We start from the raw sequence: 24,729 nt of genomic DNA, 5'->3' as shown, positions 1-24,729 counted from the left end.
ACGGTAGTGCGGTATTCGACACGTGACGGACCATGCAGCGGGTAATTGGGCGAATCGGGCGGATGAATAACGAAGAATGCAAAACGGGCCGGTGTGGAATCACACCGGCCCGCAAGTTGAACGTGGCTTCGATCAGGCCGGTGCAGTCGCGCTGCCCGGCTTCACCTCACTACCCGTGCTGCCACCCGAGGAAGCGTCCGTTGCCGACGGCGGCGAACTCTTCGGGGCGCGCGGCGGACGGCCTGCCATGATGTCGTTGATCTGATCGGCGTCGATCGTTTCCCACTCCATCAGGGCGGAGGTCATCGCTTCGACCTTGTCCCGGTTATCTTCCAGCAGGCGCTTCGCCAGGTTGTACTGCTCGTCCAGCACACGGCGGATTTCCGCGTCGACCTTCTGTTGCGTCGCTTCCGAAATGGTCCGCGTGAAACCGCGGCCAAACGGCGTAGCGTCGTTCTCGTCGTCCACGTAGACCATCGGTCCGAGCGCATCGGTCATGCCGAAACGGGCCACCATGGCGCGGGCCGTAGCCGTTGCCTTGTTGAAGTCGTCCGACGCGCCGGTGCTGATCAGGTTCAGGAACAGCTCTTCCGCGACCCGGCCACCGAACAGAATCGCCAGACGATCCAGCAGATAGTCCTTCGAATACGTTTCGTTGTCGTGCTCCGGCAACTGCCACGTCACACCCAAAGCGCGACCGCGCGGGATGATGGTGACCTTGTGCACCGGATCGGCCTTCGGCAACAGCTTGGCGATCACCGCGTGGCCCGACTCGTGGTACGCCGTAGCGCGCTTCGATTCTTCGCGGATCACGGCCGACTTGCGCTCCGGACCCATGAAAATCTTGTCCTTCGCATCTTCGAAATCGATCATCTCGACGATGCGCTTGCCGCGGCGAGCCGCAAACAGCGCTGCTTCGTTCACGAGATTCGCGAGATCAGCACCCGAGAAACCCGGCGTGCCGCGTGCGATAACCGCTGCGTCGACGTCGTTCGAGATAGGTACCTTGCGCAGGTGGACCTTCATGATGTGTTCGCGGCCGCGGATATCCGGCAGACCGACATACACCTGGCGGTCGAAACGGCCCGGACGCAGCAGTGCCTTGTCCAGCACATCCGAACGGTTCGTGGCAGCGATCACGATCACGCCCGAATTCGCTTCGAAGCCGTCCATTTCCACCAGCATCTGGTTCAGCGTCTGTTCGCGCTCGTCGTTACCGCCGCCCATGCCGGCGCCACGATGACGGCCGACCGCGTCGATTTCGTCGATGAACACGATACACGGCGCATGCTTCTTGGCCTGTTCGAACATGTCGCGCACACGAGCCGCGCCGACACCGACGAACATTTCCACGAAGTCGGAACCCGAAATGCTGAAGAAAGGCACCTTGGCTTCCCCGGCGATCGCACGCGCGAGCAGCGTCTTACCGGTTCCCGGTGGCCCGACCAGCAGCACGCCGCGCGGTATCCGCCCGCCTAGCTTCTGAAATTTCTGTGGATCGCGCAGGAAGTCGACCAGCTCGGAGACTTCTTCCTTGGCCTCGTCGCAACCGGCGACGTCAGTGAAATTGATTGCGTTGTTGTTCTCGTCGATCAGACGTGCACGGGACTTGCCGAACGAGAACGCACCCCCTTTCCCGCCTCCCTGCATCTGTCTCATCATGTAGAACCAGAACCCGATAATCAGGATTGTTGGTCCGAGGTAGTACAGCGCGGACACAAGCGCGTTCGGTTCGTCATCGGCCTTGCCGCTCACCTGAACGCCATACTTCATCAGGTCGCCGACCATCCAGATGTCGCCGGGCGACACGATCTGGTACTTCTGGCCGTCTGCTGGAGTGACCGTGAGGTTACGCCCCTGAACGATGACGTTCTTGACCTTGCCGTTCTTTGCGTCATCCATGAACTGCGAATAGGAAACGCCTTCCTGGACCCGGGGCTTATCGAACTGCTTGAACACCGTAAACAGCACCAGTGCGATAACCAGCCACACTGCTGCCTTCGAAAACATATTGTTGTTCAAAGCACCACTCCTTCACTCATAGACGGGCGCCTACATTTGCCTTGCGGCACCACTAAAGCATTCTAATCCAGTCCGCAGACCCCTGCCATAACGTTTCGCTACCACATAAATAGCGCAAAACGCTGTTCCAGTGCCGCTTTTCCGACAATTCCGGGACTCAAAAATGTCGCGGGATGCCTACGGAGCGCCCATTCAACCGGGCCGTTTCAGATGCTTACCCAAAATAAAAGTTTCGGACGATTTGTCGCGAGACGCTTTCGGCTTACGCGCGGCCACCGTCTTAAACTGCTGCTTGAACTTCTCGACAATCTGGCTGTAACCGCTGCCGTGAAAGCATTTGACTAAAAGGGCACCATCCGGCTTCAGGTGATTCTGGGAGAATTCCAGCGCGAGATCGCAGACATGCTCGATTCGCGCGGCATCCGCCAGCGCCACTCCCGACAGGTTGGGCGCCATATCGGAAATTACAAGGTCGACCTGACGCGCTCCAACCAATTCTTCCAGCTGGTGCAGAACCGAGTCCTCGCGGAAGTCGCCCTGAATGAAGATGACGTCGGCAATCGGCTCCATGGGCAGCAGGTCGAGCGCGATGATCGTGCCGTCGATGCCGCCTTCGCGCGTCGCATCGCGCTTCGCGCCCTGCGCCAGCTTGTTGCGGACGTACTGGCTCCAGCTGCCGGGCGCCGAGCCAAGATCGACAATCACCTGGCCGGGACGGATCAGCTTGTCCTGTTCGTCGATTTCCTTCAGTTTGTAGGCAGCGCGGGCGCGATAGCCCTCCCGCTGCGCCAGTTTCACGTACGGATCATTGATGTGATCGTGCAGCCACGAGGTGTTGAATTTGTTTTTTGCCATTAACCGTTGAACTCTTGCTGCGTGATGCCGCGCTTTTAGCGGATAATACGCGTTTTATTCGCGCGGCTGCCGCTCCCATGGGTCTCACCCTCGGGGCCATCAACCGCGTTCTCTGTTGTTCTGACGCGCCGCCCTGCGCGATCGACCGAAGCGATCGGAAATGCAGGCGCCGCCATTTTAGTCGAGTCTCCCACTTTCCATGCCAGCCCTCAAAGTCTCTTCCGATCAACGCGCCGAGTTGCGCTCCCAGGCACATGCGCTCAAACCGGTCGTGCTCATCGGCGCCGAGGGCTTGACCGACGCCGTGCTGGCCGAAATCAAGGTCCACCTGGGCGCCCATCAACTGATCAAGATCCGGGTGTTCGGCGACGAACGCGAGGAACGGCTCGCGGTCTACGAACAGATCTGCGACACGCTGAATGCGGCGCCGATCCAGCACATCGGCAAGCTGCTGGTGATCTGGAAGCCCGAAGCTGCAGCCAAGCCGGCCGCCACCCGTGCTAAACGCGGCGAGTTGCCGAGCGTGCGTCGTGGCGAACTGCCGAGCGCCCGTCAGGCGGCGGCTGAAGATGCCAAGCCCGGTAAAGGCCGCGCCCCGCGCGTCGTGACGGTGGTCAAACCGTCCGAAATCCCGATGCGCAAGCCGAAGCCCAAGAAGGTCGTGGTGCGCGGCAACGAACGCGTTACGCAAGGCGGCAATATCAAGCGCGCCAAGAAACGCCAGGCCAGCGCCAAGCGTCCGCACCAGTCGGTCAAGTAATCTCTGCGTGAAAGCTGAAGAGGCTGCGGGCGCCCTGCCCGCAGCGTTGCGCGTTGCGTTGATCGACTATTGATTGACTGGTGCCAACCAGCGGTATCTAACCGGCAACACCCTTACCCGCTGCGCCCCGGACTTCTTCTTGCCCGGTCAGCCCAGCCGTCGCGTTGGTGGGCAGCTTCCACACCAGCGCCACTGCGAGCAAGCTCTCGATCAGATAAAACAGGCTCGACACGCCATGCAGCACGCCGAAGCGCATCGCATCCGGCGAATGGGCGACATCCGTGCCGGCCGCCAGCGCAGCCATGCGGATTGCCTTCATGAACGGCTGCAGCGCGAAGTAACCGAGCAGCACGCACACCACCATCCCGGCGATCAGCCAGCGCAGACGGCGATAAGCATCGTTGCCGCGACGGATCAGCACATTGGCGAGCCCAAGCAACAGCACGCCGCACACCACGCCAAGCACGCCTTCGATGCGAAACAGTTGCGCCGCGACCTCGCCCGCCGCAGCCCGATCAAGCGAAGTAAACAACACAGGCGCCACCGCATAGCCGATGGTGAGCAGGCTCCCGACCCAGATAACGGTCAGTAGCCGGAACACCCTGTGCGGCATGGGAGACAGCGGGGTAGACACCTGAGCCCTCTTCAGACGTAGCTGACGGCGATGATTTCGTACTCGCGCACGCCACCGGGCGCCTGCACCGACGCCACGTCGCCCTCGGACTTGCCGATCAGGGCGCGCGCGATCGGCGAACTGATCGAGATCAGGCCGTGTTCGAGGTCCGCTTCGTCGTCGCCGACAATCTGATACTTCACCGAAGCCCCTGATTTCAGGTCTTCCAGCTCCACGGTCGCACCGAACACGATGCGGCCGTCCGCGTCTACCGCAGCGGGATCGATAATCTGAGCGCCAGCCAGCTTCGACTCGATTTCCGCAATGCGGCCCTCGATAAAACCCTGCTTTTCTTTCGCAGCGTCGTATTCGGCGTTTTCCGACAGGTCGCCCTGGGCACGCGCTTCAGCGATCGAATTGACGACCGCCGGACGTTCAACCGATTTCAGATGCTGTAGTTCATCGCGCAGCTTCTTGGCGCCACGCGTCGTCAATGGAATAGTGCTCATAAACAGCTCTAGTGGCAAAAAAACGGCCGTAAAAAAAATCACCGCGGTTAAGTGCATCCCCGCTGGCACCTGAGCCCGGGCAAAGCCCATGCCGGTACCTTGAGGGACGCCGCTTAACCGCGGCACTTACATCTTGGACAGGTATTCGAAGCCTTAGTTTAGGCGAGCATGGAGTCCTTGTAAATCATAGACTTCCAGGTCCTTCAAATACCGCAACCCTTCGACGGCAGCCCGTGCACCCGACATCGTCGTGTAGTACGTGACCTTGTTCGCCTGCGCGCTCATGCGGATTGAACGCGAATCGGCGATCGCCGCGCGGGTTTCGTCGACGGTCGTGAAGACCAGCGCGATCTCTGCGTTCTTGATCATATCCACGATGTGCGGACGGCCGTCTTTCACCTTGTTGACGACCTTGACCGGCACGCCAGCCGCTTCGATTGCGGCAGCCGTACCCTTGGTCGCGACGATCGGATAGCCGAGTTCGTGCAGCATGCGCGCGACTTCGACGGCCTTCGGCTTGTCGGCGTCCATCACGGTCAGCAGCACCGTGCCCGACTCCGGCAAACGCGAACCTGCGGCAAGCTGCGACTTGAACAGCGCCTCACCGAAGGTCTGGCCCACACCCATCACCTCGCCGGTCGAACGCATTTCAGGTCCGAGCACCGGGTCGACGGTCGGGAACTTGACGAACGGGAACACCGCTTCCTTCACGCTAAAGTACGGCGGATCGATTTCCTTTGTCACGCCCTGCTGCGCCAGCGTCTGGCCGACCATCGCACGCGCGGCGATCTTCGCGAGCGGCAGGCTGGTCGCCTTAGACACATACGGTACCGTACGCGAGGCGCGCGGGTTCACTTCGAGCACGTAGATCACGTCCTCTTTCGAACCGTCCGCCTGCGGCACTTGCTGGATTGCGAACTGAACGTTCATCAAGCCGATCACGTTCAGTGCCCGGGCCATCGCACCGGTTTGACGCTTCAGTTCCGCCACGGTTTCCTTCGACAGCGAATACGGCGGCAGCGAGCAGGCGGAGTCGCCCGAGTGGACGCCCGCCTGTTCGATGTGCTCCATCACGCCACCGATAAACACGGCTTCGCCATCGGAGATGCAATCCACGTCGCATTCGATTGCGTCGTTGAGGAAGCGGTCGAGCAGCACCGGCGAATCGTTCGATACCTTCACGGCCTCGCGCATATAGCGCTCGAGGTCACGCGGCTCGTGGACGATTTCCATGGCGCGGCCGCCCAGCACATACGACGGACGGACGACGAGCGGGTAGCCGATTTCGTCGGCGAGCTCCAGCGCTTCGTCTTCAGCGCGGGCGGTACGATTCGGCGGCTGGCGCAGGCCGAGGCCCTGCAGCAGCTTCTGGAAACGCTCGCGGTCTTCGGCGGCGTCGATCATGTCCGGCGAGGTACCGATGATCGGCACGCCGTTCGCTTCGAGATCGAGCGCAAGCTTCAGCGGTGTTTGACCACCGTACTGCACGATCACGCCGACCGGCTTTTCCTTGTCGACGATTTCCAGCACGTCTTCGAGCGTCAACGATTCGAAGTACAGACGATCGGACGTGTCGTAGTCGGTCGAAACGGTTTCAGGGTTGCAGTTGACCATGATCGTTTCGTAGCCGTCTTCGCGCATCGCGAGCGCGGCGTGCACGCAGCAATAGTCGAACTCGATGCCCTGGCCGATCCGGTTCGGACCGCCGCCCAGCACCATGATCTTCTTGTTACTGGTCGGATTCGCTTCGCACTCTTCCTCGTAGGTCGAGTACATGTATGCGGTCTTGGTGGCGAATTCGGCCGCGCACGTGTCGACGCGCTTGTAGACCGGACGCACGTTCAACTCAATCCGACGTTGACGCACTTCGGCCGGCTTCGCGCCGAGCAGCTTGGCGAGACGCCGATCCGAGAAGCCGCTCTGCTTCAGATACTTCAGTTCTTCCTTCGACAGGCTCGCGAGCGTGCGGCCGCCTAGCGCCTTTTCCTTCAGCACGATCTGTTCGATCTGCGCGAGGAACCACGGGTCGATCGAAGTCTCTTCGAAGATTTCCTCGGCGCTCATGCCGATACGGAACGCGTCGCCTACGTACCAGATGCGGTCCGGACCGGCTTCGCCGATCTCGCGGATGACCTCGTCGCGGCTGGTGGTCTTTTCATCGAGACCGTCCACGCCCACTTCGAGACCGCGCAGCGCCTTCTGGAACGACTCCTGGAAAGTGCGGCCAATCGCCATCACTTCGCCAACTGACTTCATCTGCGTGGTCAGACGCGAATCGGCCTCGCGGAATTTCTCGAACGCGAAACGTGGGATCTTGGTGACGACGTAGTCGATGGTCGGTTCGAACGAAGCCGGGGTCTGACCGCCGGTGATTTCGTTCTTCAGTTCGTCGAGCGTGTAGCCGCAGGCGAGCTTCGCCGCAACCTTCGCGATTGGGAAACCAGTCGCCTTCGAGGCCAGTGCCGACGAACGCGACACGCGCGGATTCATTTCGATCACGATCATCCGGCCGTCTTTCGGATTGATCGAGAACTGTACGTTCGAGCCGCCTGTATCCACGCCGATTTCGCGCAGCACCGCGAGCGATGCGTTACGCAGGATCTGGTATTCCTTGTCCGTGAGCGTCTGCGCCGGCGCAACGGTGATCGAGTCGCCGGTGTGGATGCCCATGGGGTCCAGGTTTTCGATCGAGCACACGATGATGCAGTTGTCTTTCTTGTCGCGGACCACTTCCATCTCGTACTCTTTCCAGCCGAGCAACGATTCTTCGATCAGCAGTTCGCGCGTGGGCGACAGGTCCAGACCGCGCTTGCAGATTTCTTCGAACTCTTCGCGGTTGTATGCAATGCCGCCACCCGAGCCGCCAAGCGTGAACGACGGACGGATCACCACCGGGTACCCGCCGCTGCCCGTTTCCACCGCGATCTGCGCCTGCACCTGCAACGCTTCTTCCATCGAATGCGCGGTGCCCGACTTGGCCGAACCGAGGCCGATCTTGGTCATCGCGTCCTTGAACTTCTGACGGTCTTCCGCCTTGTCGATGGCTTCCGGCGATGCGCCAATCAGTTCGACCTTGTACTTCTCGAGCACGCCGTGTGCGTGCAGGTCGAGCGCGCAGTTCAGCGCGGTCTGGCCACCCATCGTCGGGAGGATCGCGTCGGGGCGCTCCTTGGCGATGATGCGTTCCACCACTTCCCACGTGATCGGCTCGATGTAAGTCACGTCGGCCGTGTTCGGGTCGGTCATGATCGTCGCCGGATTGCTGTTGACGAGAATGACCTTGTAGCCTTCCTCACGCAACGCCTTGCAAGCCTGGGCGCCCGAGTAGTCGAACTCGCACGCCTGGCCGATGATGATCGGACCCGCGCCGATGATGAGGATGCTTTTAATGTCTGTCCGCTTGGGCATAACGCTCTCGCTAATGTATTCCTGAGTTCTTTCCGTTGGCGCGCTTCGCCGCTGCTGCCGGGGCCGGTGCTGCTGCTCTGGCTCCACGTTGCTGCTGTGGCGGCGCGCTCTGTTCTGTTTGTCCGCAGAGCGGCCCGGCGTTACATCTTCCGGGGCTCCGCCTGACGCAGGCGTCCTGGGTGGGCGCCTCTGGCGACCACCCCATGAGCTGACGCCTCAAGCCGCCGCTGCAGCTGCCGTCTTGCCGGCTTTCCTGTGGTCCATCAAGCCGGTGAAGCGATCGAACAGATAAGCAATATCGTGCGGGCCAGGCGACGCTTCCGGGTGCCCCTGGAAGCAGAACGCCGGCTTGTCGGTCAGCGCGAAGCCCTGCAGCGTGCCGTCGAACAGCGACACGTGCGTGGCACGTGCGTTGGCGGGCAGCGTAGCGGCGTCGACTGCGAAACCGTGGTTCTGCGACGTGATGACAACGCGACCGTCGTCCAGATCCTTCACCGGATGGTTCGCGCCGTGGTGACCGGTCTTCATCTTCATGGTCTTCGCGCCGACCGCGAGGCCCATGATCTGATGACCGAGGCAAATGCCGAAAGTCGGGATGCCGCGTCCGATCAGTTCTTTGGTGGCCTCGATCGCGTAGTCGCACGGTTCCGGGTCGCCCGGGCCGTTCGACAGGAACACGCCGTCCGGATTGAGCGCGAGCGCATCTGCTGCGGTAGCCTGCGCCGGCAGCACGGTGACGTGGCAACCGCGCTCAGCCAGCATGCGCAGGATGTTGTACTTCACGCCGTAGTCGAACGCGACCACGCGATACTTCGGCGCCTTCTGCGTGCCGTAGCCTTCGCCCAGACGCCATTCGGTCTGCGTCCATTCGAACGATTCCCTGGTCGACACGACCTTCGCCAGGTCCATGCCGGCCAGACCCGGGAACGAGCGGGCGAGTTCGATTGCCTTGGCTTCGTCATCCGAGCCGGCGAGGATCGCGCCATTCTGCGCACCCTTGTCGCGCAGCACGCGGGTCAGCTTGCGCGTGTCGAGGCCGGCGATGGCAACCACGCCTTCGTCCTGCAGGTACTGCGAGAGCGTGCGCTCCATGCGGAAGTTCGATGCAAGAACCGGCAGGTCGCGGATGATCAGACCGGCGGCATGGACTTTCGAGGCTTCGACATCCTCGGCGTTCACGCCGACATTGCCGATATGCGGATACGTGAGGGTCACAATCTGACGCGCATAGCTCGGGTCGGTCAGGATTTCCTGGTACCCGGTGATCGCGGTGTTGAAAACGACTTCGCCAATCGTATGGCCGGGAGCGCCGATCGAGTAGCCACGAAAGACCGTGCCGTCGGCGAGCGCGAGCAGAGCGGGAGAAAAAGACGGCAACACGGGAGACTCCTTGGGGGAGCACCCTGTGCCGACCTGTCTATCCGAGCCGTGCGAGCCGCAGCGAGATGCATCGGTGGATGCGCGCGCAGGCTCGCTCGCGTGTCACAGCAGACGTCGCAAGGGCGCGATGGATCCATTGTGTGGACTGATCGGCTGGGTGCGGTGCGTCAGCCGCGCGCGGCGGATGAACGGTATGGGAGAGGTAGGCGCTAGGGTGCGGGTTGATAAGCTCAAACCTTGGAATTATAGCCCGAAAGTGCCCTTCCCTCCAAATCTGAGATGGGACGGGAACGGGGCGCGGAGCCCCGAACGGCGCATGGACGCCTTTATCCACAAGGGTTTCAGCGCATCACGACGGATGTTCGGCCTGCAGATGGATCGGCTTCGCCAGCGCACGGCTCGGCAATACGTACCAGATCGCGCTGGCGATCTGAAGCGCGACCAGACCGCTCCAGGCGGTTAGGTGCGCGACGGCCGGATAGTGGCCGGCGTCGGCGGGCCAGAGCGATAGCACCGCGCCGACGCCAATCTGGAAACCGAAAATCAGCAGAAAAAGAATCAGCGTAAGCGTGGTGTTGCCGCGCCCGATCAGCTGCTGCGGGAGATGACGCGCTAATACCGCGTAGCTGAGGATGCCCGTCCCACCGAAGATGCCGTATGCCGCCCACAAAAGGCCTGCGGGCAACGGCGCGCGAAGCATGATGAGCAACTGGGTGACCACGAAGAGCGCCATGCCGATTCCGCAAAAGGCGTAGAGCGAGACGCCGCGCTTTTCCAGACTGCGCGCCGCAGCGCCAAAACCGACGCAGCCGGCCATCATCGCGACACCGAGAATGGATACGAGCGCTGCGGCCTCACGGGGGGCAAAGCCCATCACATCGCGCATCCATGCGCCGACCCACAGCGACTGCATCGAATAGAACACACCTTGGGTGACGACAGAAAACGACGCGATCTTCCAGAAAGCCGCGCTTTTGAGGATGTGCCACGTGCCTTTGAACTGCCCAGCGAGACTCGTCCCGTGATGCTCTTCGCGTTTTTCCGGCGCGAGCGTCCACAAGGCGAGCGCCACCAGGATGGTCAGCACGCCCAGGCCGCCGCAGACTGCCCGCCAGCTCGCGAACGTCAGCACCCAGGTCAACGGCGAACCCACGACCACGCCGCCCAGACCGCCCACCGCCATCACGAGGCCGTTGACGAGCGGCAGCCGCGCGGGCTCGAAATACTGCGCCAGCGCCTTGAACGCCGCGCCGAGGCAGACCGACACGCCGACGCCGATCAAAAGGCGCCCTAGCATCATCGTGCCGATACCGTGCGCCGTCCCGAATACCCAGATCCCCGCTGCCGCAAACAGCAGCGTGCCGGCGGTGACGCGGCGCGTGCCATAGTGGTCGAGCAGCACGCCCGCTGGAATCTGGGCGCCGGCGAAGCCAAGGAAGTAGAGACTCGTCAGCAGGCCAAGATCGGCAGCGGATAAACCCAGATCATGCGTGATAAGTGGCGCGAAGCCGAGATTGACGCCGCGGAAGACATAGGAGACAAAGTAGCCGGCGGAGAACAGCAGGAACACGCGAAGCTGGGTGGACGACATGGGTAAAAGGCAGTTTCTGGTCTGGCGAAAGCACAAACGATAAAGGAAAACGCAAGGAACTGCCGGAAAGACCCTGCAGAGACCCTGAAATGAAAACGCCGTCACCACAGGTGACGGCGTTGAAAAACGAGAAGTGGATCGGAGCGCAATTCATGCGCTGCCCCCGCAACGCATGTGGCCACTTCCGTGGAAGCCGCTTTGGTCTAGTTGCCCTTCTTCGTCTTGGCTGCGGTCTTCGGGCGGCCTGCTGCCGTAGCCTTTGACGCCTTGCTGGACGTGACCGGCTCGGCCACTTTCAGCATCTTGCCCTTGGGAGCGGCGCCCGACGCTGACGATTTGCTGGCCTTGCCCGCCGGTTCCGACACCTTGACGACAGCGGTGCGGCCACGACCTGATTTCTTATCGTAGCGCGATTCGCTCTTCGTGTCTGTGACCTGGGTCCCGATGCGCTCGACGCCACCGCCCTGCACGCTCGTGGCGATCCGCTCGGGACCGGGTTCGCTAGGCATGGCCTTGCCGACCGGCACGTGCAGCACGATCACCTGACCCGGGTTGACCTGGTCGCGATGCGTGCGGTTCCATCCCTTCAACTGACCGATCGACACGCCGTAGCGCACCGCCAGCGCCGCCATGGTCTGCTTGCGACGCACGCGAATCAGCATCTTGCGCGTGTCGGGAACGTCCGGCTCCATCGCCAGAACGGCGCTTTCGGCGACGTCCGCGCTGATGTCTTCATCGGCGTCGTCGTCCGTACGCGGAATGACGATCGTCGAACCCGGCTTCAGACGCATGCCAACGGGAATCTTGTTGACCTCCATCAGCGTGTCCGGATCAACGCCGATCTTTTGCGCAAGCGCGGCCGGCGCCGCGCGCTCGGTCACCGTGTAGGTGGTCCACGACGACAGGTTGCCCGAGTAGGCCTTCAGGTTGTGCTCGAAGGCGCTGGCGTTATCGAACGGCAGCAGGATCTGCGGCTGGGTCGCGCCGAGAATGACCGGCTTCTTGAACGACGGATTCAGCGAACGGAATTCGTCCGGCGTCATGTTCGCGAGCTTGGCCGCGATATCGACGTCGATATCGTGCGCGGTGGTGACCGTCACGAAATACGGGTGGTTCGGAATGGTCGGCAGAGCGAGGCCATAGGCCTGCGGGTTCATCACGATGTTCTTGACGGCCTGCAGCTTGGGAACGTAGTTACGCGTCTCGTTCGGCATGCGCAGGTCGGCATAGTCCGTTGGCAATCCCGCCGCTTCGTTGCGCGCGATCGCGCGCTGCACGTTGCCCTCGCCCCAGTTGTACGCCGCCAGCGCAAGCTGCCAGTCGCCGAACATGTCGTGCAGACGCGAGAGATAGTCGAGCGCCGCGCTGGTGGAAGCCAGCACGTCACGGCGCTCGTCCTGCCACATGTTCTGCTTGAGGTTGTAGGTACGGCCCGTATCCGGCACGAACTGCCACATACCAGCCGCCTTCGCGACTGACAACGCCTGCGGGTTATAGGCGGACTCGATGAACGGCAGCAACGCGAGCTCGGTCGGCATATGGCGCTGCTCGAGCTCTTCGACGATGTGATACAGATATTTCTGCGACCGCTCGGTCATGCGCGCCACGTAATCGGGGCGCTGCGCGTACCAGTTGACCTGCATGTCGACGAGGTCGCTTTGCAGGTCAGGCATCTGGAAACCACGGCGAATCCGCGCCCATAGATCGGCGTCCGGGCTCGTCAACTGGTCGACCGAGCCTTGATCGACATTGATCGTTTCTTTGGCAGAGGCGGTGTTGCGGAGGGCGTCGGCTACAGCTTGCTGGGTGGCAGGATTAGGCGCGGTGGTATTGCTGCTCGTCGTTGGTCCCTGGCTCGCGCACGCGGCGAGCATGAGGACCAGCAACGTACTAAAGATAAATCTCATGAACGTCTCGGCTTCCATAGGACTGGAATTTGCAGCCGATAGTACGAAAGCGAAACGTTTACGTCAATCAGAAATATACGAAAAACCTAGGCAAATCTTAGGCTTGGCATATTTTTCCGAAATTCAAGGTGAACATGACCCCATCAGGCGACGGGTCAGCGGAACCTGTTCTTCCATTCACGCATCAATGTGAACGCAGTTAAACGATCCGGCACCGTTTCGTGCAACTGTTCGGCGAGGGTCGCGTGGATCGCGGGACTGTCGGCCCGCAGGAACGGATTGGTTGCCCGCTCTTGTGCGATCGTCGTAGGCAAGGTGGGAACGCCGCGCTCGCGCAGCGCGGTTGCACGATCGCGCCATGTCTGCAACTCCTCATTGCCGGGCTCGCAGGCGAGCGCGAAGCGGATGTTCGACAGCGTGTATTCATGCGCGCAGTGAACCTGGGTCGCGCCAGGCAGGGCCGCGAGCTCGTCCAGCGACGTCAGCATCTGCGCCGGCGTGCCCTCGAACAACCGGCCGCAGCCGCACGCGAACAGCGTGTCGCCACAAAACACGTGAGGGGTTCCGGCCGGGTCGGCTACCTGGAAGTAGGCAATGTGGCCGCGCGTATGGCCAGGTACGTCGAGCACGCTCAGTTCGAGCGCCGGCTCGGCAATGCTCACGCGATTGCCACTTTTCAGACGATAGTTGAGATGCTCTATCGCCTCGCCCGCCGGACCGTACACGGGCACGGCCTGGCCATTCAGCAGATCGGCCACCCCGCCGACGTGGTCTTGGTGGTGGTGCGTGAGTAAAATAGCGCTCAACCGCCAGCCCCGTTTCGCCAGGTAGGCGCGAACCGGAGCGGCCTCGCCCGGATCGACGGCCACCGCATGGTGCCCATCCGACACGAGCCAGATGTAATTGTCTTCAAACGCCGGGACCGGCACGTACTCGAGCGCATTCATAGGCGACGCAATCTTCAATATGTCTGACCGAACGATTATAGACTGGCCCGCCTGGACCGATTCGCCACCCGGACGCTACGTGCTGGAATGGGAACAGGCGCAGCTCGACCGTGTGGTGTCGGACGTGTTCGGCTACCACGCGCTGCAACTGGGTCTGCCGCAACTCGATGCCCTGCGCGAGAACCGCATGCCGTGCCGTGGCCTCGTGCTGGACGCCGCCAGCGGCGCGAGCGCGCCGTACGAATTCCCGCGCGCGGCGGGCGCCGCTGCGCCCGAAAAACATGCGCCGCTCGGGCGCAGCGCGGTCTGGTGCGATCTGCTCGATCTGCCGTTCGAGGCGCAGAGCGTCGACCTGATCGTTATGCCGCATACGCTCGAATTCACCCGCGACCCCCACCGGCTGTTACGCGAGGCCGAACGCGTGCTGATGCCCGAAGGTCAGTTGATCATTCTCGGCTTCAATTCGCTGTCGCTGTGGGGAGCCCGGCAATCGGTCGGCAAGATGACGGGGCGGCCGTTCGTGCCGGCCGCGCACGACCTGATTGCGTTCACCCGTCTGAAGGACTGGATTAAACTGCTCGGCTTCGACCTTGAACGCGGACGCTTCGGCTGCTATCGTCCGCCCCTCGTCAGCGACCAGTGGCTCGCGCGCTATGGCTTCATGGAAGCCGCCGGCGACCGCTGGTGGCCGATCTTCGGCGCCACCTACATGGTGAAGGCGATCAAGCGCGTGCGCGGCATGCGTCTCATCGGCCCGGTAAAGGTGAAAAAACCCGTGCTTGCAGCGGGCCTCGCCCCCGCCGCCTCTCCGAACACACGCAACCAGAGAAAATGACTTCCGAACTCATCGATATTTATACGGACGGCGCCTGCAAGGGCAACCCCGGCCCAGGCGGCTGGGGCGCGCTGCTGCGCTACGGCGCGCAGGAAAAAGAAATGTTCGGCGGCGAAGCGAACACCACGAACAATCGCATGGAGCTGATGGCGGTAATCGCCGCGCTCGAAGCGTTGAAGCGGCCTTGCAAGGCGGTCGTGCATACCGACTCGCAGTATGTGCAGAAAGGCATCAGCGAATGGATCCACGGCTGGAAGAAGAAAAACTGGATGACCGCTGCGAAGACCCCGGTTAAGAACGCTGACCTGTGGAAGCGGCTCGATACGGCAGTCCAGCAGCATGAGATCGAGTGGCGCTGGGTGAAAGGTCACGCGGGACATCCGGAGAACGAACGTGCGGACGCGCTGGCAAACCGTGGGGTCGCTACGCTGGCGGAGATTTGAAGCGCGTTTTTTGGCTGCTATTTGCTTTCGCGTTGGCGTCTCAGTTTTCTTCGCGCTTCTGCCGTAATGTGCTTCCGCGTTAGGTTCGCGGTTAGGTTTTTTCTCAGCCAATTTCTAGAGCGGGCTAATCCGACATGCGTCAACTCATCCTCGATACCGAAACCACCGGCCTGAACGCGCGCACCGGCGACCGCGTTATCGAAATCGGCTGCGTCGAGCTGGTGAACCGCCGGCTCACAGGCAGCAACCTGCACTTCTACATCAACCCGGAGCGCGACAGCGATCCGGGCGCATTGGCGGTCCACGGCCTGACCACCGAATTCCTGAGCGACAAGCCGAAGTTCGCCGAGATCGCCAACGAGTTGCGCGATTTCGTTCAGGGCGCGGATCTGATCATCCACAACGCGCCATTCGATATCGGCTTTCTCGACGCTGAATTCGCGCTGCTCGGGCTGCCGCCGTTCAGTTCGCATTGCGGCGAGGTGATCGACACGCTGGTTCGCGCCAAAGCCATGTTCCCTGGCAAGCGCAATTCACTGGACGCGCTGTGCGACCGCTTCGGCATCAGCAATGCACACCGCACGCTGCACGGCGCACTGCTCGACTCGGAACTGCTCGCTGAAGTTTATCTGGCGATGACGCGCGGGCAAGAGAGCCTCGTGATCGACATGCTGGGCGAGGCATCGACCAGCAGCGGAGAACGTGCGCCGCGCGTGGCGCTGAGTTCGCTCGAGTTGCCGGTGATCGTTGCAAACGAAGAGGAACTTGCCGCGCATCAGGCGGTGCTCGATGGCCTCGACAAGGCGGTCAAGGGGACGAGCGTTTGGCGTCTCCAGCCTGTGTCGACAGCGGATGAGCAGACTGCTTAAAAAGTGCTTTACGAGCCGAAGATCCTCTGACATAATTTCGCTCTCTTCGGGTGGTTAGCTCAGCGGTAGAGCACTGCCTTCACACGGCAGGGGTCACAGGTTCAATCCCTGTACCACCCACCAGTATTCAGCCGAAGTCTCTGGAAACGCATCCAGCGCTGGTTTGGCCAACTGTTCCGGCCGGCAGCGAGCTTCTGCTAACGCAACACAAAAAAGCCCTGCAACCGCGGGGCTTTTTTTCGCCCATATTCTCCGGCAGCACCGCGCACCCGATCGGGTCAATCTTTTGCAGTCGTTCGAGTCACCATGGCCGCAGCGTCGGCTATCAAAGTGGCACGGCCGCTCGCATGGGGTCTCCTATCGCCTTTCTGCCATTGGACACGGCGGATAGCGCATATAGCTTGTCCGTCATCTATCAGACAATTCACAGTAGCATTCGACTGGTAACCGCCCACTGCACCGCGAGGGGTTTAGAAGCCAACGGTCCATATCGCCCGGAGCGGCTCGCAAATGTTGTCGAGGCGGAATGACTTTGCCTGGCCGATTCAGCGCGGGATCTTGCATCATATCCTGCTCAATCGTAGCGGCGACGGGATATCCCGCCGGGTATCGTCGACGCAGTAATGGGTGACGTAGGATCCCGACACTATCGGTCAACGTGCAGCGACGCCTTCCGCGTAAGGTGGACCTATGAATGACAACAATCAAACAGACCAACGGGATCCAGTCAGGGTATTCGAAGGCGTGGTGCCTCACAGCCTGCTCGAATACATGAATAGCTCCATTGATACTGCAAGACATGAATGGCGCCCGGCCGACGGTCGACGCGCCGCAACGATGGCAAGGAATTTCGCCGAGTTGCTGCGGGCGTCCGACAGCTTCAATGCGATGGAGAGTCGGGCATGCTCTGCCGCTCGCGGTTGGGCGGCCGTCGTGCTCGGCAAGGAACTTAACGGCGAACCGCTTTATGTACTTCGTTGCGTCGACTCTGGCATGCCTTCACAGAGCTACCTGCGGCATTACGATTCCCACATCCTGACGATACTGATTATTTTGCAGCTTGCTGACGGATACGATCGATGCGGCGACCTCGTTGTGTACAAGCGCCAGCGCGAGTCGATTTCGTTGATTGCCAACGTGCGCACCAAGACCTGGCTCATGATCGAGCATGCACTCCCGCTCCCCGTCCGCCGCGCGCTGCTCGATCGTGACCGGTCCAGAGGGCGATGCGATCGAATAGTGTGCTTACCCGGCAATGCCTACGTGTTCAACGGCTTTGTTACGCTGCACAGCAATTTCGACGTCGAGTCAGGGGAACGACGCTCCTTGATCATCCACTACTACGACCCTGGTTTGACCGCTGGACTCCAACGAATCACTCAGACTTTCCGTGGATTCCGCGACCGTCTCGCAGATTTATTCTGAGACCTCTTCCATTCTTCGTATCAAATCAACCACATCCACGCCGCCCGCTCTTGCAACCGCAATAAAGCCACTATATATTCGAGCTTCGGACATCAGTTCCGTCCAACCTTGTTCTTCACTTCACTCAACTCTAAAGGGAGGCATCACATGTTGTTCAGCGTGCACATTGCCACCCTTTACGTGGCCTCGCGACCTTAACTAGTCGCCTACGCAGGTCCGCCGTTTCGGCAAACCTGCGCATTTTCCAGACGGTCTAACACTAGCTTGCCAGTTCGGTCTGGCCCGCTTCGGCTGTCTATTCCTATTGCTTCTGACTGGAATCCCGGGGTCTCTGCGTCCCCAGGCCGTGACCAATGACTACAAAAAAACTCGACTTACGCGGACAAGTCTTTAAGGACGTCCTCGGCTTCACCGTTCGACACTGGCGCGAACAACCCTGGCGCATCTTCGCCGTCACCAGCCTGGTGCTGCTCTCGGCATTGGCCGACGTGCTCACGCCGCTGTTCGCGGGGCACCTCGTCGACGCGATCGCATCGGGCTCGGCCGGCAACCCGGCCGCCTGGCATGCGGCCGTGACCGCGTTTGCCATTCTGGCCGGACTCGGTCTCGGCGCAACCCTGCTGCGCCAAGGCGTCTTCATGAACATCATCGTGCTGACGCTGAAGATGATGAGCAAGATCGCCGCCAATGCCTTTCACCGGGTGCAGCGGTTTTCGACCGACTGGCACGCCAATAGCTTCGCCGGCTCGACAGTGCGCAAGATCACGCGCGGCATGTGGGCGCTCGACATCCTGAACGACACGCTGCTGGTGGCGCTGTTCCCGTCGCTCGTCATGCTGGTGGGTTCCACCGTGCTGCTCGGCGTGCGCTGGCCGCTGATGGGTGCAGTCGTCGGGCTCGGCTCGATCCTGTACATCGCGATAACGGCGATGCTGTCGCTCGGCTTCGTCGCACCCGCGGCGCGTCTGGCCAACGCGTGGGACACCCGGATGGGCGGCGCACTCGCCGATGCGGTGAGCTGCAACGCAGTCGTCAAGGCGTTCGGCGCGGAAGCGCGCGAAGAGGTGCTACTCGGCCGCATCATCGATAAATGGCGCCATCGCACCAGGCGGACGTGGGTGCGCGGCACGCTCAACGGCGGTGTTCAGGGCGGCATGCTCGTGGTGATCCAGGCGTCGATCCTCGGGGCCGCGCTGTACCTGTGGGCTCACGGCGAAGCCAGCGTCGGCGACATCACGTTCGCCCTGACGATGTTCTTCATGTTGCAAGGCTATCTGCGTGAAGTAGGCATGCACATACGCAACCTGCAGCGCTCGGTCAACGACATGGAAGAACTCGTCGCGCTCGAAAAGCAGCCTCTCGGTATCGAGGACAAGCCCGGCGCACGGTCGATCAGGATCGAAAAGGGCGAGATTCGTTTCGAGCACGTCACGTTCCACTATGGCTCGCTCGCCACGCCGCTGTACGACAACTTCTCGGTGCGCATTGCGCCGGGCGAACGCGTCGGACTGGTGGGGCATTCGGGTTCGGGCAAGACGACGTTCATCAAGCTGATCCAGCGGCTTTACGATGTGACGGGCGGCCGTATCACGATCGACGGACAAGACATCTCTTTGGTCAGTCAATCGTCGTTGCGCAGCCAGATCGCCATCGTTCAGCAGGAGCCGGTGCTGTTTCACCGTACGCTGGCGGAGAACATCGCCTATGCGCGTCCCGGTGCCACGCGCGCCGAGATCGAGCGGGCTGCGAAGCTCGCCAGCGCCCACGACTTCATCGTGACGTTGCCCAACGGCTACGACACGTTGGTGGGCGAGCGCGGCGTCAAGCTCTCGGGCGGCGAACGTCAGCGCGTGGCGATTGCGCGGGCGTTCCTGGCGGACGCGCCGATCCTGATTCTGGACGAGGCCACTTCGAGTCTCGACAGTGAAAGCGAGTTGCTGATCCAGCAAGCCATGGAACGGCTGATGGTGGGACGCACGACGCTCGTCGTCGCGCACCGGTTGTCGACTGTTCGGGCGCTGGACCGGCTGCTTGTACTCGATAAGGGCAAGGTCATCGAGGAAGGTAGCCATGAAGCGCTGATCCAGCTCGAGAAAGGCTTGTATCGCAGGTTGTTCGAACGCCAGGCGCTGGAGTTAATCAAGGGCCTGTCCGAACCGGACGTGAGGGCGGCAGTGCGTGGCGTCAGCGCCAGCAGCTATGGCAATGCTAGCGCCCGGCAGATCGACGACCCGGAAATGCTGGTGGACGAATGATCCGCAAGCAGCGGGGAGGGATGCACAGCATCCCTCCCCTGCTCCGCAAAAAAATTTTCACCTTACCTCTTGACAGTCTATCTATCAGTAGATAAAGTTCGATCCATGGAAACGACATCGACGGTCCGCGAACAGATCCTCAACCACGCAATCACGCTGATGATGATGCGCGGCTATAACGGATTTAGTTACCGTGATCTGTCGAGTCTGGTCGGCGTAAAGACCTCGAGCATCCACTACTACTTTCCGTCGAAAGACGACCTGGTACTGGAGGCGGTGAACGAGTACAGCAAAGAGGTGTTCGACGCCATCCACACTGTTGACGCTTCCTTGCCGGCTGATGCAAAGCTCAGCAAATACGCAAAGATGTTTGGCAGAACCCTCGGTGACGGCAATCAGATCTGCCTGTGCGGCATGCTGGCTGCGGACATCGAGTCATTGCCCGAGAACATTCGCCACGCAATACAGGCGTTTTTCAAGGCGAACGAAAACTGGCTGGCCAAAGTTCTCGCGCAAGGTGCGCAGGAAAAGACGCTGGCAGTGAACGGCAAGCCGGAAAACGCGGCGCGCACGCTCTTCGCCGCGTTCCAGGGCAGCGTGCTGGCGAGCAGGTTGTTTCACACCAAGGCTCGGCTCGAAGATGTCGAAGCCTCGGTGAGAATCTCGCGGTAACGCAGTCGAATTGCGAGGTGGTACGCCACCTCTTTAGTTGGCCGAGTTATCTATCTTTGAGTAGATAGATAACCGGGAGATGTGAAATGGAAGCACGCGCTTTTTGTAGATGGAAATCTATCTAGTAGTAGATAGCAAACTTTAGCAACTCAACCTCTTGAAAGGAGTTTCACCATGTCCCTCGACAAAGTTCTCTACCGCGCCCAAGCCCACGCAACCGGTGGCCGTGACGGTCGTGCTGTTGTGCCCGCAGGCAATCTCGACTTCAAGCTGACCACGCCGAAAGAGCTGGGCGGAGCCGGCGGCGAAGGCGCCAACCCTGAACAACTGTTTGCGGCCGGCTACAGCGCGTGTTTCCTCGGCGCGATGAAGTTCGTCGCCGCACGCGACAAGATCGCCATCCCGGCGGATGTGTCGATCGACGGCAGCGTCGGTATCGGCGTAATTCCGAACGGCTTCGGCATCGAAGTGGAACTGAAGATCTCGCTGCCCGGCATGGCACGCGAAGCGGCGCAAACGCTGGTCGACCGTGCGCACATCGTCTGCCCGTACTCGAATGCAACGCGCGGCAACATCGACGTGACGCTGACGATCGCCTAAGCCCCACTTCAACTACATCAACCGGAATCCACCATGAAGACCGTCAAACCCATGCTGCTCGCCGTCGCTCTTGCTGTCAGCACGACGTTTGCCGTTGCCGCGACGCCGGCAGCACCCGCCACGCCCGACCAGGTGACAAGCCAGTTCCTCCATGCCCTCAACAGCGGCACAGGACCGGCAATCAATACGTTGACCCCGGCCGAAGCGCGTCAGGTGCTGATCGCCGCGCAGAACAGCGTCAAGGTCGATCTGTCGGGCATCGAGGTGTCGAACAGGACTATCGAACAGGACGGTATAACCGTACCGATCACGATCGTACGTCCGCAGGGCGCAACGGGTACCTTGCCGGTCTTCATGTTCTTCCACGGAGGCGGCTGGATTCTTGGCGACTTCCAGACCCACGAGCGTCTGGTACGCGATCTCGTCGTGCAGTCCGGCGCGGTGGCGGTGTTCGTCGACTACACGCCGTCGCCGGAAGCACGTTATCCGGTGGCGATTAACCAGGCGTACGCGGCGACCAGGTGGGTTGCGGCACATGGCAATGACATCGGCGTCGACGGCAGCCGCCTGGCGGTGGTCGGCAATAGCGTGGGCGGTAACATGGCCGCGGTGGTCTCGCTGATGGCGAAAGACAAGCAAGGCCCGACGATCCGCTTTCAAGGTTTGATGTGGCCGGTCACGGATAACAACTTCAACGACGGCTCGTACAAGGCCTATCCGGAAGGACACTTCCTGACCGCTCCGATGATGAAGTGGTTCTGGGACGCGTACACGAAGGACCCGAAGCAGCGTAACGAAATTTACGCATCGCCGTTGCGTGCCTCATTGGATGAGTTGAAGGGCCTGCCACCTGCGCTGATTCAGGTCGCCCAGTTCGACGTGCTGCGTGATGAAGGCGAAGCTTACGGACGCAAGCTCGACGCAGCAGGCGATGACGCGACCACTGTCCGCTACAACGGCACGATCCACGATTTCGGCTTGCTCAACGCACTCGCCGAGGACGCACCGACGAAGGCCGCGATCAAACAACTCGCCAACGAATTGCAATCGCGGCTGAAGTAAGTCACGCAGCAAAGAAAGGCAAATCCGGCAGCGGCGCATCGTCAGGCGACACTGCGCCGTGTCAGGCCTGGCGCAGCGAAGTATCGAGCGCACGGGCGGCGACACGGTCGCCTTCAGTGGCAAGCGCCGCACGAAACACCGTTTGACGGTTGTGTCCTGCTGCCGCGGGAGAATCCCACAGCAGTTCAACCTTCGGCCGACGATGCATCCAGCCCACCTGGGCTGCCGCGCGCGGCACCGACGCGGCGGCCGCAGGCGAGGCGGGTGCGCTTTGGGTCTCGGCAGCGTCGACAACCACCGCTGCGGCAGCGCTCCCGGCAACGTTCGCAGGAACTGGCGCAGACACCGGTGCCGGCGTCGCGCCGCCAGCCTGCCCGTCAGGCCAACGCACCGACAACTCGCGGGCGTCATACTGCCCGAGCTTGCGGCTTTCCACCCAGACAACCACCGTGCGCGTCGTGGCATCCACAGAGATCGCGTAGCGTCCTATCGCAAAGCGGCGCGCCGCAACGTTGGTGCGCCACAGTGCACGCGGACGGCAGATCCACATGACTGCCGCATACAAGGCTGGCGCCGCCACCAGCCAGCCGTTGGTTGCCGCTATCGTCTGCAGCGCGCGACGCCCGCCCGCGCTCCAGACGAAGGCGCCCACCGAAAAGACCGCGAACAGGAATCCCAGGAAAGCGAACACTCGCAACGCCTGGCGCAGCCATTGCGGCAGCGGATGAAACGGGCGCTCGGCGCGGGCGCGCGCGCCCGGCAGAAAGATCAGCAGGAACAGAAAGACAAGGTTGATGCAGGCCCATGGCGACGAAGCCATGGCGGCCAACGACGACACGAAGTCCATCGTCGACATCGAAAACAGCCACCGCGCCAGAATCACGAGACCGATGGCACGCAACGCGAAAATCGTTCCGGCGCCTGGCGCCGCGTTCGCACGCGTCTCTTTCGTTCTCGCCAAGGCATCCTCCTGTCGTTGACGACGCCGCAGCCCAATTTGCGGCACGGCCATTATAGGGAGATTACCGAGGCGGCTCACGGTTACTCCCTCCAAAACACCACTTTCAACACATTCATGACGCAATGCGCGGCGCCCATGCAACAACGCCCCGCGTGCATCGAGCACGCGGGGCGTTGTCGGTGTCCAGCAAGCCGTCTACAGGCAACGGTGCCGAACGGTACAGCTTACGAGAGTGTCAGCTTGCGTTGACTTCGCGCAGCACGGTACGGCGCTTCTGACGAAGCAGCTCTTCGTACGAAGCAACGTAGTTCTGCGCCATCACCTTCGACGAGAAACGCGATTCAAACGCCTTGCGGACCGTTTCGCGCGGCAGTGTGTTCAGACGCTTGACGGCAGCGACAGCGCTGATTTCGTCTTCAACCACGAAGCCCGACACGCCGTTCTCAATCACTTCCGGCACCGAACCGCGGTTGAACGCGATGACCGGCGTACCGCAAGCCATGGCTTCGATCATCACCAGACCGAAGGGCTCCGGCCAGTCAATCGGGAACAGCAGCGCGTGGGCGTTGCCGAGGAATTCGGTCTTCTCTGCTTCGCTGATTTCGCCGATGTATTCGACGTGCGGCAGCGACATCAGCGGCTTGATGACTTCTTCGTAGTACGCGCGGTCAGCCTTATCGAGCTTGGCGGCAACCTTGATCGGCAGGCCGGCCTGTTCGGCGATGCGGATGGCCGTGTCGAGACGCTTTTCCGGCGAGATACGGCCGAGGAAGGCGAGATAGCTCGGCTTGACGTTGGGGATCGGCTTGAGCAGGTTTTCCGGCAGACCGTGATACACGGTCGACAGCCAGTTGGCCTGTTGCAGCGGCATACGCTGGTTGTCCGAGATCGACACCACCGGCACGTCGCTGAACGTGTTGAAGATCGGTTGCAGTTCCGGCAGATCGAGACGGCCATGCAGCGTGGTCAGGAACGGCACCGGCTGACGGGCGAACAGCGAGAACGGATAGTAGTCAATGTGGAAATGCAGCACATCGAATTCATCTGCGCGACGGCGCACTTCTTCCAGCAGCAGCATGTGCGGAGCCATCACGTCGCGAATCGTCGGGTCCAGGCGCAGCGCCTGCGGCCAGAACGCTTCGAGTTTCGCCGAGGTCTGCGAATCGCCGCTCGCGAAGAGCGTCACATCGTGTCCCTGTTCGACCAGAGCTTCAGTCAGGTAGGACACTACCCGTTCCGTTCCACCATACAGCTTGGGGGGAACCGCCTCGTGCAACGGAGCGATTTGAGCGATTCGCATAGAGAGAACTCCTCGTAAAAAATCAGGCAAAAGTACTGCGGTTTGTTAAAAGCGACTCGCTTTGCTCGCCTTGCCAGTCGCGCCGGGACTACCTGGCGCGGGCCTGTTTCTTCGAGAAATCCTGCGATGGATCGCTTGGTAAGGATGCCCAGACTGATCATCGTCACCAGGCTGCACATGTGCTTTAAAACGCATATAGGGCAGACTCGTTGACAACTTGTCAGATAATTTTCATGGGATCATCGAGGCTGCATTATGGGTGTCGACACCCCTGCGCAGCCCAAAACATTTCAAACACTTTACGTTGTTACAAAG

20 protein-coding genes and 1 tRNA gene are annotated in these 24,729 nt (G+C 61.2%); 10 read left to right on the top strand and 11 right to left on the bottom strand.

Features of this window, described 5'->3' with window-relative positions; genetic code table 11:
- Positions 1-132: 132 nt before the first annotated feature.
- Positions 133-2,022 (bottom strand): ATP-dependent zinc metalloprotease FtsH, encoded by a 1,890-nt coding sequence (ftsH, locus tag P3T17_RS00630; protein ID WP_074263882.1) that lies wholly within the window; start codon positions 2,020-2,022, stop codon positions 133-135.
- Between the two features lie 192 nt (positions 2,023-2,214).
- Positions 2,215-2,877, bottom strand: a complete 663-nt coding sequence (locus P3T17_RS00625; protein WP_429288222.1) for an RlmE family RNA methyltransferase — start codon at positions 2,875-2,877, stop codon at positions 2,215-2,217.
- Positions 2,878-3,076: 199 nt separating this feature from the next.
- Here P3T17_RS00625 and P3T17_RS00620 point away from each other — a divergent pair, with 199 nt between their 5' ends.
- The gene (locus P3T17_RS00620; protein WP_074263880.1) at positions 3,077-3,637 is read left to right on the top strand and encodes a YhbY family RNA-binding protein; all 561 of its coding nucleotides are present in this window, start codon (positions 3,077-3,079) and stop codon (positions 3,635-3,637) included.
- 97 nt (positions 3,638-3,734) lie between these two features.
- On the opposite strand, the gene P3T17_RS00615 is transcribed toward P3T17_RS00620, so the two are convergent.
- From P3T17_RS00615 to gloB, 7 genes are all read right to left on the bottom strand, one after another.
- On the bottom strand, positions 3,735-4,250 hold the full coding sequence (locus tag P3T17_RS00615) for a DUF4149 domain-containing protein (RefSeq protein WP_429405447.1): 516 nt from the start codon (positions 4,248-4,250) through the stop codon (positions 3,735-3,737).
- Between the two features lie 32 nt (positions 4,251-4,282).
- Positions 4,283-4,759: a transcription elongation factor GreA gene (greA, locus tag P3T17_RS00610; protein WP_074263878.1), complete on the bottom strand. Its 477-nt coding sequence runs from the start codon at positions 4,757-4,759 to the stop codon at positions 4,283-4,285.
- A 153-nt stretch (positions 4,760-4,912) separates the two neighbouring features.
- Entirely contained in the window at positions 4,913-8,167 is a 3,255-nt protein-coding gene (gene carB / locus P3T17_RS00605; RefSeq protein ID WP_429404069.1) for a carbamoyl-phosphate synthase large subunit, read from the bottom strand.
- A 216-nt stretch (positions 8,168-8,383) separates the two neighbouring features.
- Entirely contained in the window at positions 8,384-9,547 is a 1,164-nt protein-coding gene (carA, locus tag P3T17_RS00600) for a glutamine-hydrolyzing carbamoyl-phosphate synthase small subunit (protein WP_429404067.1), read from the bottom strand.
- 349 nt (positions 9,548-9,896) lie between these two features.
- The gene (locus tag P3T17_RS00595; protein ID WP_429404065.1) at positions 9,897-11,138 is read right to left on the bottom strand and encodes an MFS transporter; all 1,242 of its coding nucleotides are present in this window, start codon (positions 11,136-11,138) and stop codon (positions 9,897-9,899) included.
- A 203-nt stretch (positions 11,139-11,341) separates the two neighbouring features.
- The gene (locus tag P3T17_RS00590; protein ID WP_074265974.1) at positions 11,342-13,045 is read right to left on the bottom strand and encodes a transglycosylase SLT domain-containing protein; all 1,704 of its coding nucleotides are present in this window, start codon (positions 13,043-13,045) and stop codon (positions 11,342-11,344) included.
- Positions 13,046-13,200: 155 nt separating this feature from the next.
- Positions 13,201-13,992, bottom strand: a complete 792-nt coding sequence (gene gloB, locus P3T17_RS00585; protein ID WP_429404064.1) for a hydroxyacylglutathione hydrolase — start codon at positions 13,990-13,992, stop codon at positions 13,201-13,203.
- A 19-nt stretch (positions 13,993-14,011) separates the two neighbouring features.
- Between gloB and P3T17_RS00580 the strand changes: the two genes are divergently transcribed.
- The 9 genes from P3T17_RS00580 to P3T17_RS00540 all read left to right on the top strand — a co-directional run bounded on the left by P3T17_RS00580 (position 14,012) and on the right by P3T17_RS00540 (position 22,153).
- Complete coding sequence (locus P3T17_RS00580) at positions 14,012-14,827, top strand: class I SAM-dependent methyltransferase (RefSeq protein ID WP_074263873.1); 816 nt, start codon at positions 14,012-14,014, stop codon at positions 14,825-14,827.
- Positions 14,824-15,270 carry a ribonuclease HI gene (gene rnhA / locus P3T17_RS00575; RefSeq protein WP_074263872.1) on the top strand — a complete coding sequence of 149 codons (447 nt, stop codon included), beginning with the start codon at positions 14,824-14,826 and terminating at the stop codon, positions 15,268-15,270. The genes P3T17_RS00580 and rnhA overlap by 4 nt, the downstream gene beginning before the upstream one ends.
- A gap of 134 nt (positions 15,271-15,404) precedes the next feature.
- Entirely contained in the window at positions 15,405-16,139 is a 735-nt protein-coding gene (dnaQ, locus tag P3T17_RS00570) for a DNA polymerase III subunit epsilon (protein WP_074263871.1), read from the top strand.
- A 48-nt stretch (positions 16,140-16,187) separates the two neighbouring features.
- A tRNA-Val gene (locus tag P3T17_RS00565) sits at positions 16,188-16,262 on the top strand.
- Between the two features lie 567 nt (positions 16,263-16,829).
- Positions 16,830-17,564 (top strand): hypothetical protein, encoded by a 735-nt coding sequence (locus P3T17_RS00560; RefSeq protein WP_429404062.1) that lies wholly within the window; start codon positions 16,830-16,832, stop codon positions 17,562-17,564.
- A 353-nt stretch (positions 17,565-17,917) separates the two neighbouring features.
- The gene (locus tag P3T17_RS00555; RefSeq protein WP_429404060.1) at positions 17,918-19,819 is read left to right on the top strand and encodes an ABC transporter ATP-binding protein; all 1,902 of its coding nucleotides are present in this window, start codon (positions 17,918-17,920) and stop codon (positions 19,817-19,819) included.
- Between the two features lie 105 nt (positions 19,820-19,924).
- The gene (locus P3T17_RS00550; protein ID WP_429404058.1) at positions 19,925-20,491 is read left to right on the top strand and encodes a TetR/AcrR family transcriptional regulator; all 567 of its coding nucleotides are present in this window, start codon (positions 19,925-19,927) and stop codon (positions 20,489-20,491) included.
- Positions 20,492-20,665: 174 nt separating this feature from the next.
- Positions 20,666-21,091, top strand: coding sequence for an organic hydroperoxide resistance protein (locus tag P3T17_RS00545; protein WP_074263867.1), 426 nt, complete (start codon positions 20,666-20,668; stop codon positions 21,089-21,091).
- A 33-nt stretch (positions 21,092-21,124) separates the two neighbouring features.
- Positions 21,125-22,153, top strand: coding sequence for an alpha/beta hydrolase (locus P3T17_RS00540; protein ID WP_429404056.1), 1,029 nt, complete (start codon positions 21,125-21,127; stop codon positions 22,151-22,153).
- A 61-nt stretch (positions 22,154-22,214) separates the two neighbouring features.
- Here P3T17_RS00540 and P3T17_RS00535 read toward each other — a convergent pair whose 3' ends face one another.
- The gene (locus P3T17_RS00535; RefSeq protein WP_429404054.1) at positions 22,215-23,114 is read right to left on the bottom strand and encodes a hypothetical protein; all 900 of its coding nucleotides are present in this window, start codon (positions 23,112-23,114) and stop codon (positions 22,215-22,217) included.
- Between the two features lie 235 nt (positions 23,115-23,349).
- Positions 23,350-24,414: a glycosyltransferase family 4 protein gene (locus tag P3T17_RS00530; RefSeq protein ID WP_074263864.1), complete on the bottom strand. Its 1,065-nt coding sequence runs from the start codon at positions 24,412-24,414 to the stop codon at positions 23,350-23,352.
- Positions 24,415-24,729: the final 315 nt, after the last annotated feature.

The sequence above is a fragment of the Paraburkholderia sp. GAS82 genome, from assembly GCF_050436285.1.
GTDB lineage: Bacteria > Pseudomonadota > Gammaproteobacteria > Burkholderiales > Burkholderiaceae > Paraburkholderia > Paraburkholderia phenazinium_B.
The sequence above is the reverse complement of the archived record's forward strand: the minus strand, read 5'-3'. Positions and strand labels throughout refer to the sequence as shown.

What these genes read in the sequence shown, in the direction of transcription:
- P3T17_RS00625 (WP_429288222.1), bottom strand. Translation starts at nt 2,877, where the DNA reads ATGGCAAAAAACAAATTCAACACCTCGTGGCTGCACGATCACATCAAT.
- P3T17_RS00620 (WP_074263880.1), top strand. Translation starts at nt 3,077, where the DNA reads ATGCCAGCCCTCAAAGTCTCTTCCGATCAACGCGCCGAGTTGCGCTCC.
- P3T17_RS00615 (WP_429405447.1), bottom strand. Translation starts at nt 4,250, where the DNA reads ATGCCGCACAGGGTGTTCCGGCTACTGACCGTTATCTGGGTCGGGAGC.
- greA (WP_074263878.1), bottom strand. Translation starts at nt 4,759, where the DNA reads ATGAGCACTATTCCATTGACGACGCGTGGCGCCAAGAAGCTGCGCGAT.
- carB (WP_429404069.1), bottom strand. Translation starts at nt 8,167, where the DNA reads ATGCCCAAGCGGACAGACATTAAAAGCATCCTCATCATCGGCGCGGGT.
- P3T17_RS00595 (WP_429404065.1), bottom strand. Translation starts at nt 11,138, where the DNA reads ATGTCGTCCACCCAGCTTCGCGTGTTCCTGCTGTTCTCCGCCGGCTAC.
- P3T17_RS00590 (WP_074265974.1), bottom strand. Translation starts at nt 13,045, where the DNA reads ATGAGATTTATCTTTAGTACGTTGCTGGTCCTCATGCTCGCCGCGTGC.
- gloB (WP_429404064.1), bottom strand. Translation starts at nt 13,992, where the DNA reads ATGAATGCGCTCGAGTACGTGCCGGTCCCGGCGTTTGAAGACAATTAC.
- P3T17_RS00580 (WP_074263873.1), top strand. Translation starts at nt 14,012, where the DNA reads ATGTCTGACCGAACGATTATAGACTGGCCCGCCTGGACCGATTCGCCA.
- rnhA (WP_074263872.1), top strand. Translation starts at nt 14,824, where the DNA reads ATGACTTCCGAACTCATCGATATTTATACGGACGGCGCCTGCAAGGGC.
- dnaQ (WP_074263871.1), top strand. Translation starts at nt 15,405, where the DNA reads ATGCGTCAACTCATCCTCGATACCGAAACCACCGGCCTGAACGCGCGC.
- P3T17_RS00560 (WP_429404062.1), top strand. Translation starts at nt 16,830, where the DNA reads ATGAATGACAACAATCAAACAGACCAACGGGATCCAGTCAGGGTATTC.
- P3T17_RS00555 (WP_429404060.1), top strand. Translation starts at nt 17,918, where the DNA reads ATGACTACAAAAAAACTCGACTTACGCGGACAAGTCTTTAAGGACGTC.
- P3T17_RS00550 (WP_429404058.1), top strand. Translation starts at nt 19,925, where the DNA reads ATGGAAACGACATCGACGGTCCGCGAACAGATCCTCAACCACGCAATC.
- P3T17_RS00545 (WP_074263867.1), top strand. Translation starts at nt 20,666, where the DNA reads ATGTCCCTCGACAAAGTTCTCTACCGCGCCCAAGCCCACGCAACCGGT.
- P3T17_RS00540 (WP_429404056.1), top strand. Translation starts at nt 21,125, where the DNA reads ATGAAGACCGTCAAACCCATGCTGCTCGCCGTCGCTCTTGCTGTCAGC.
- P3T17_RS00530 (WP_074263864.1), bottom strand. Translation starts at nt 24,414, where the DNA reads ATGCGAATCGCTCAAATCGCTCCGTTGCACGAGGCGGTTCCCCCCAAG.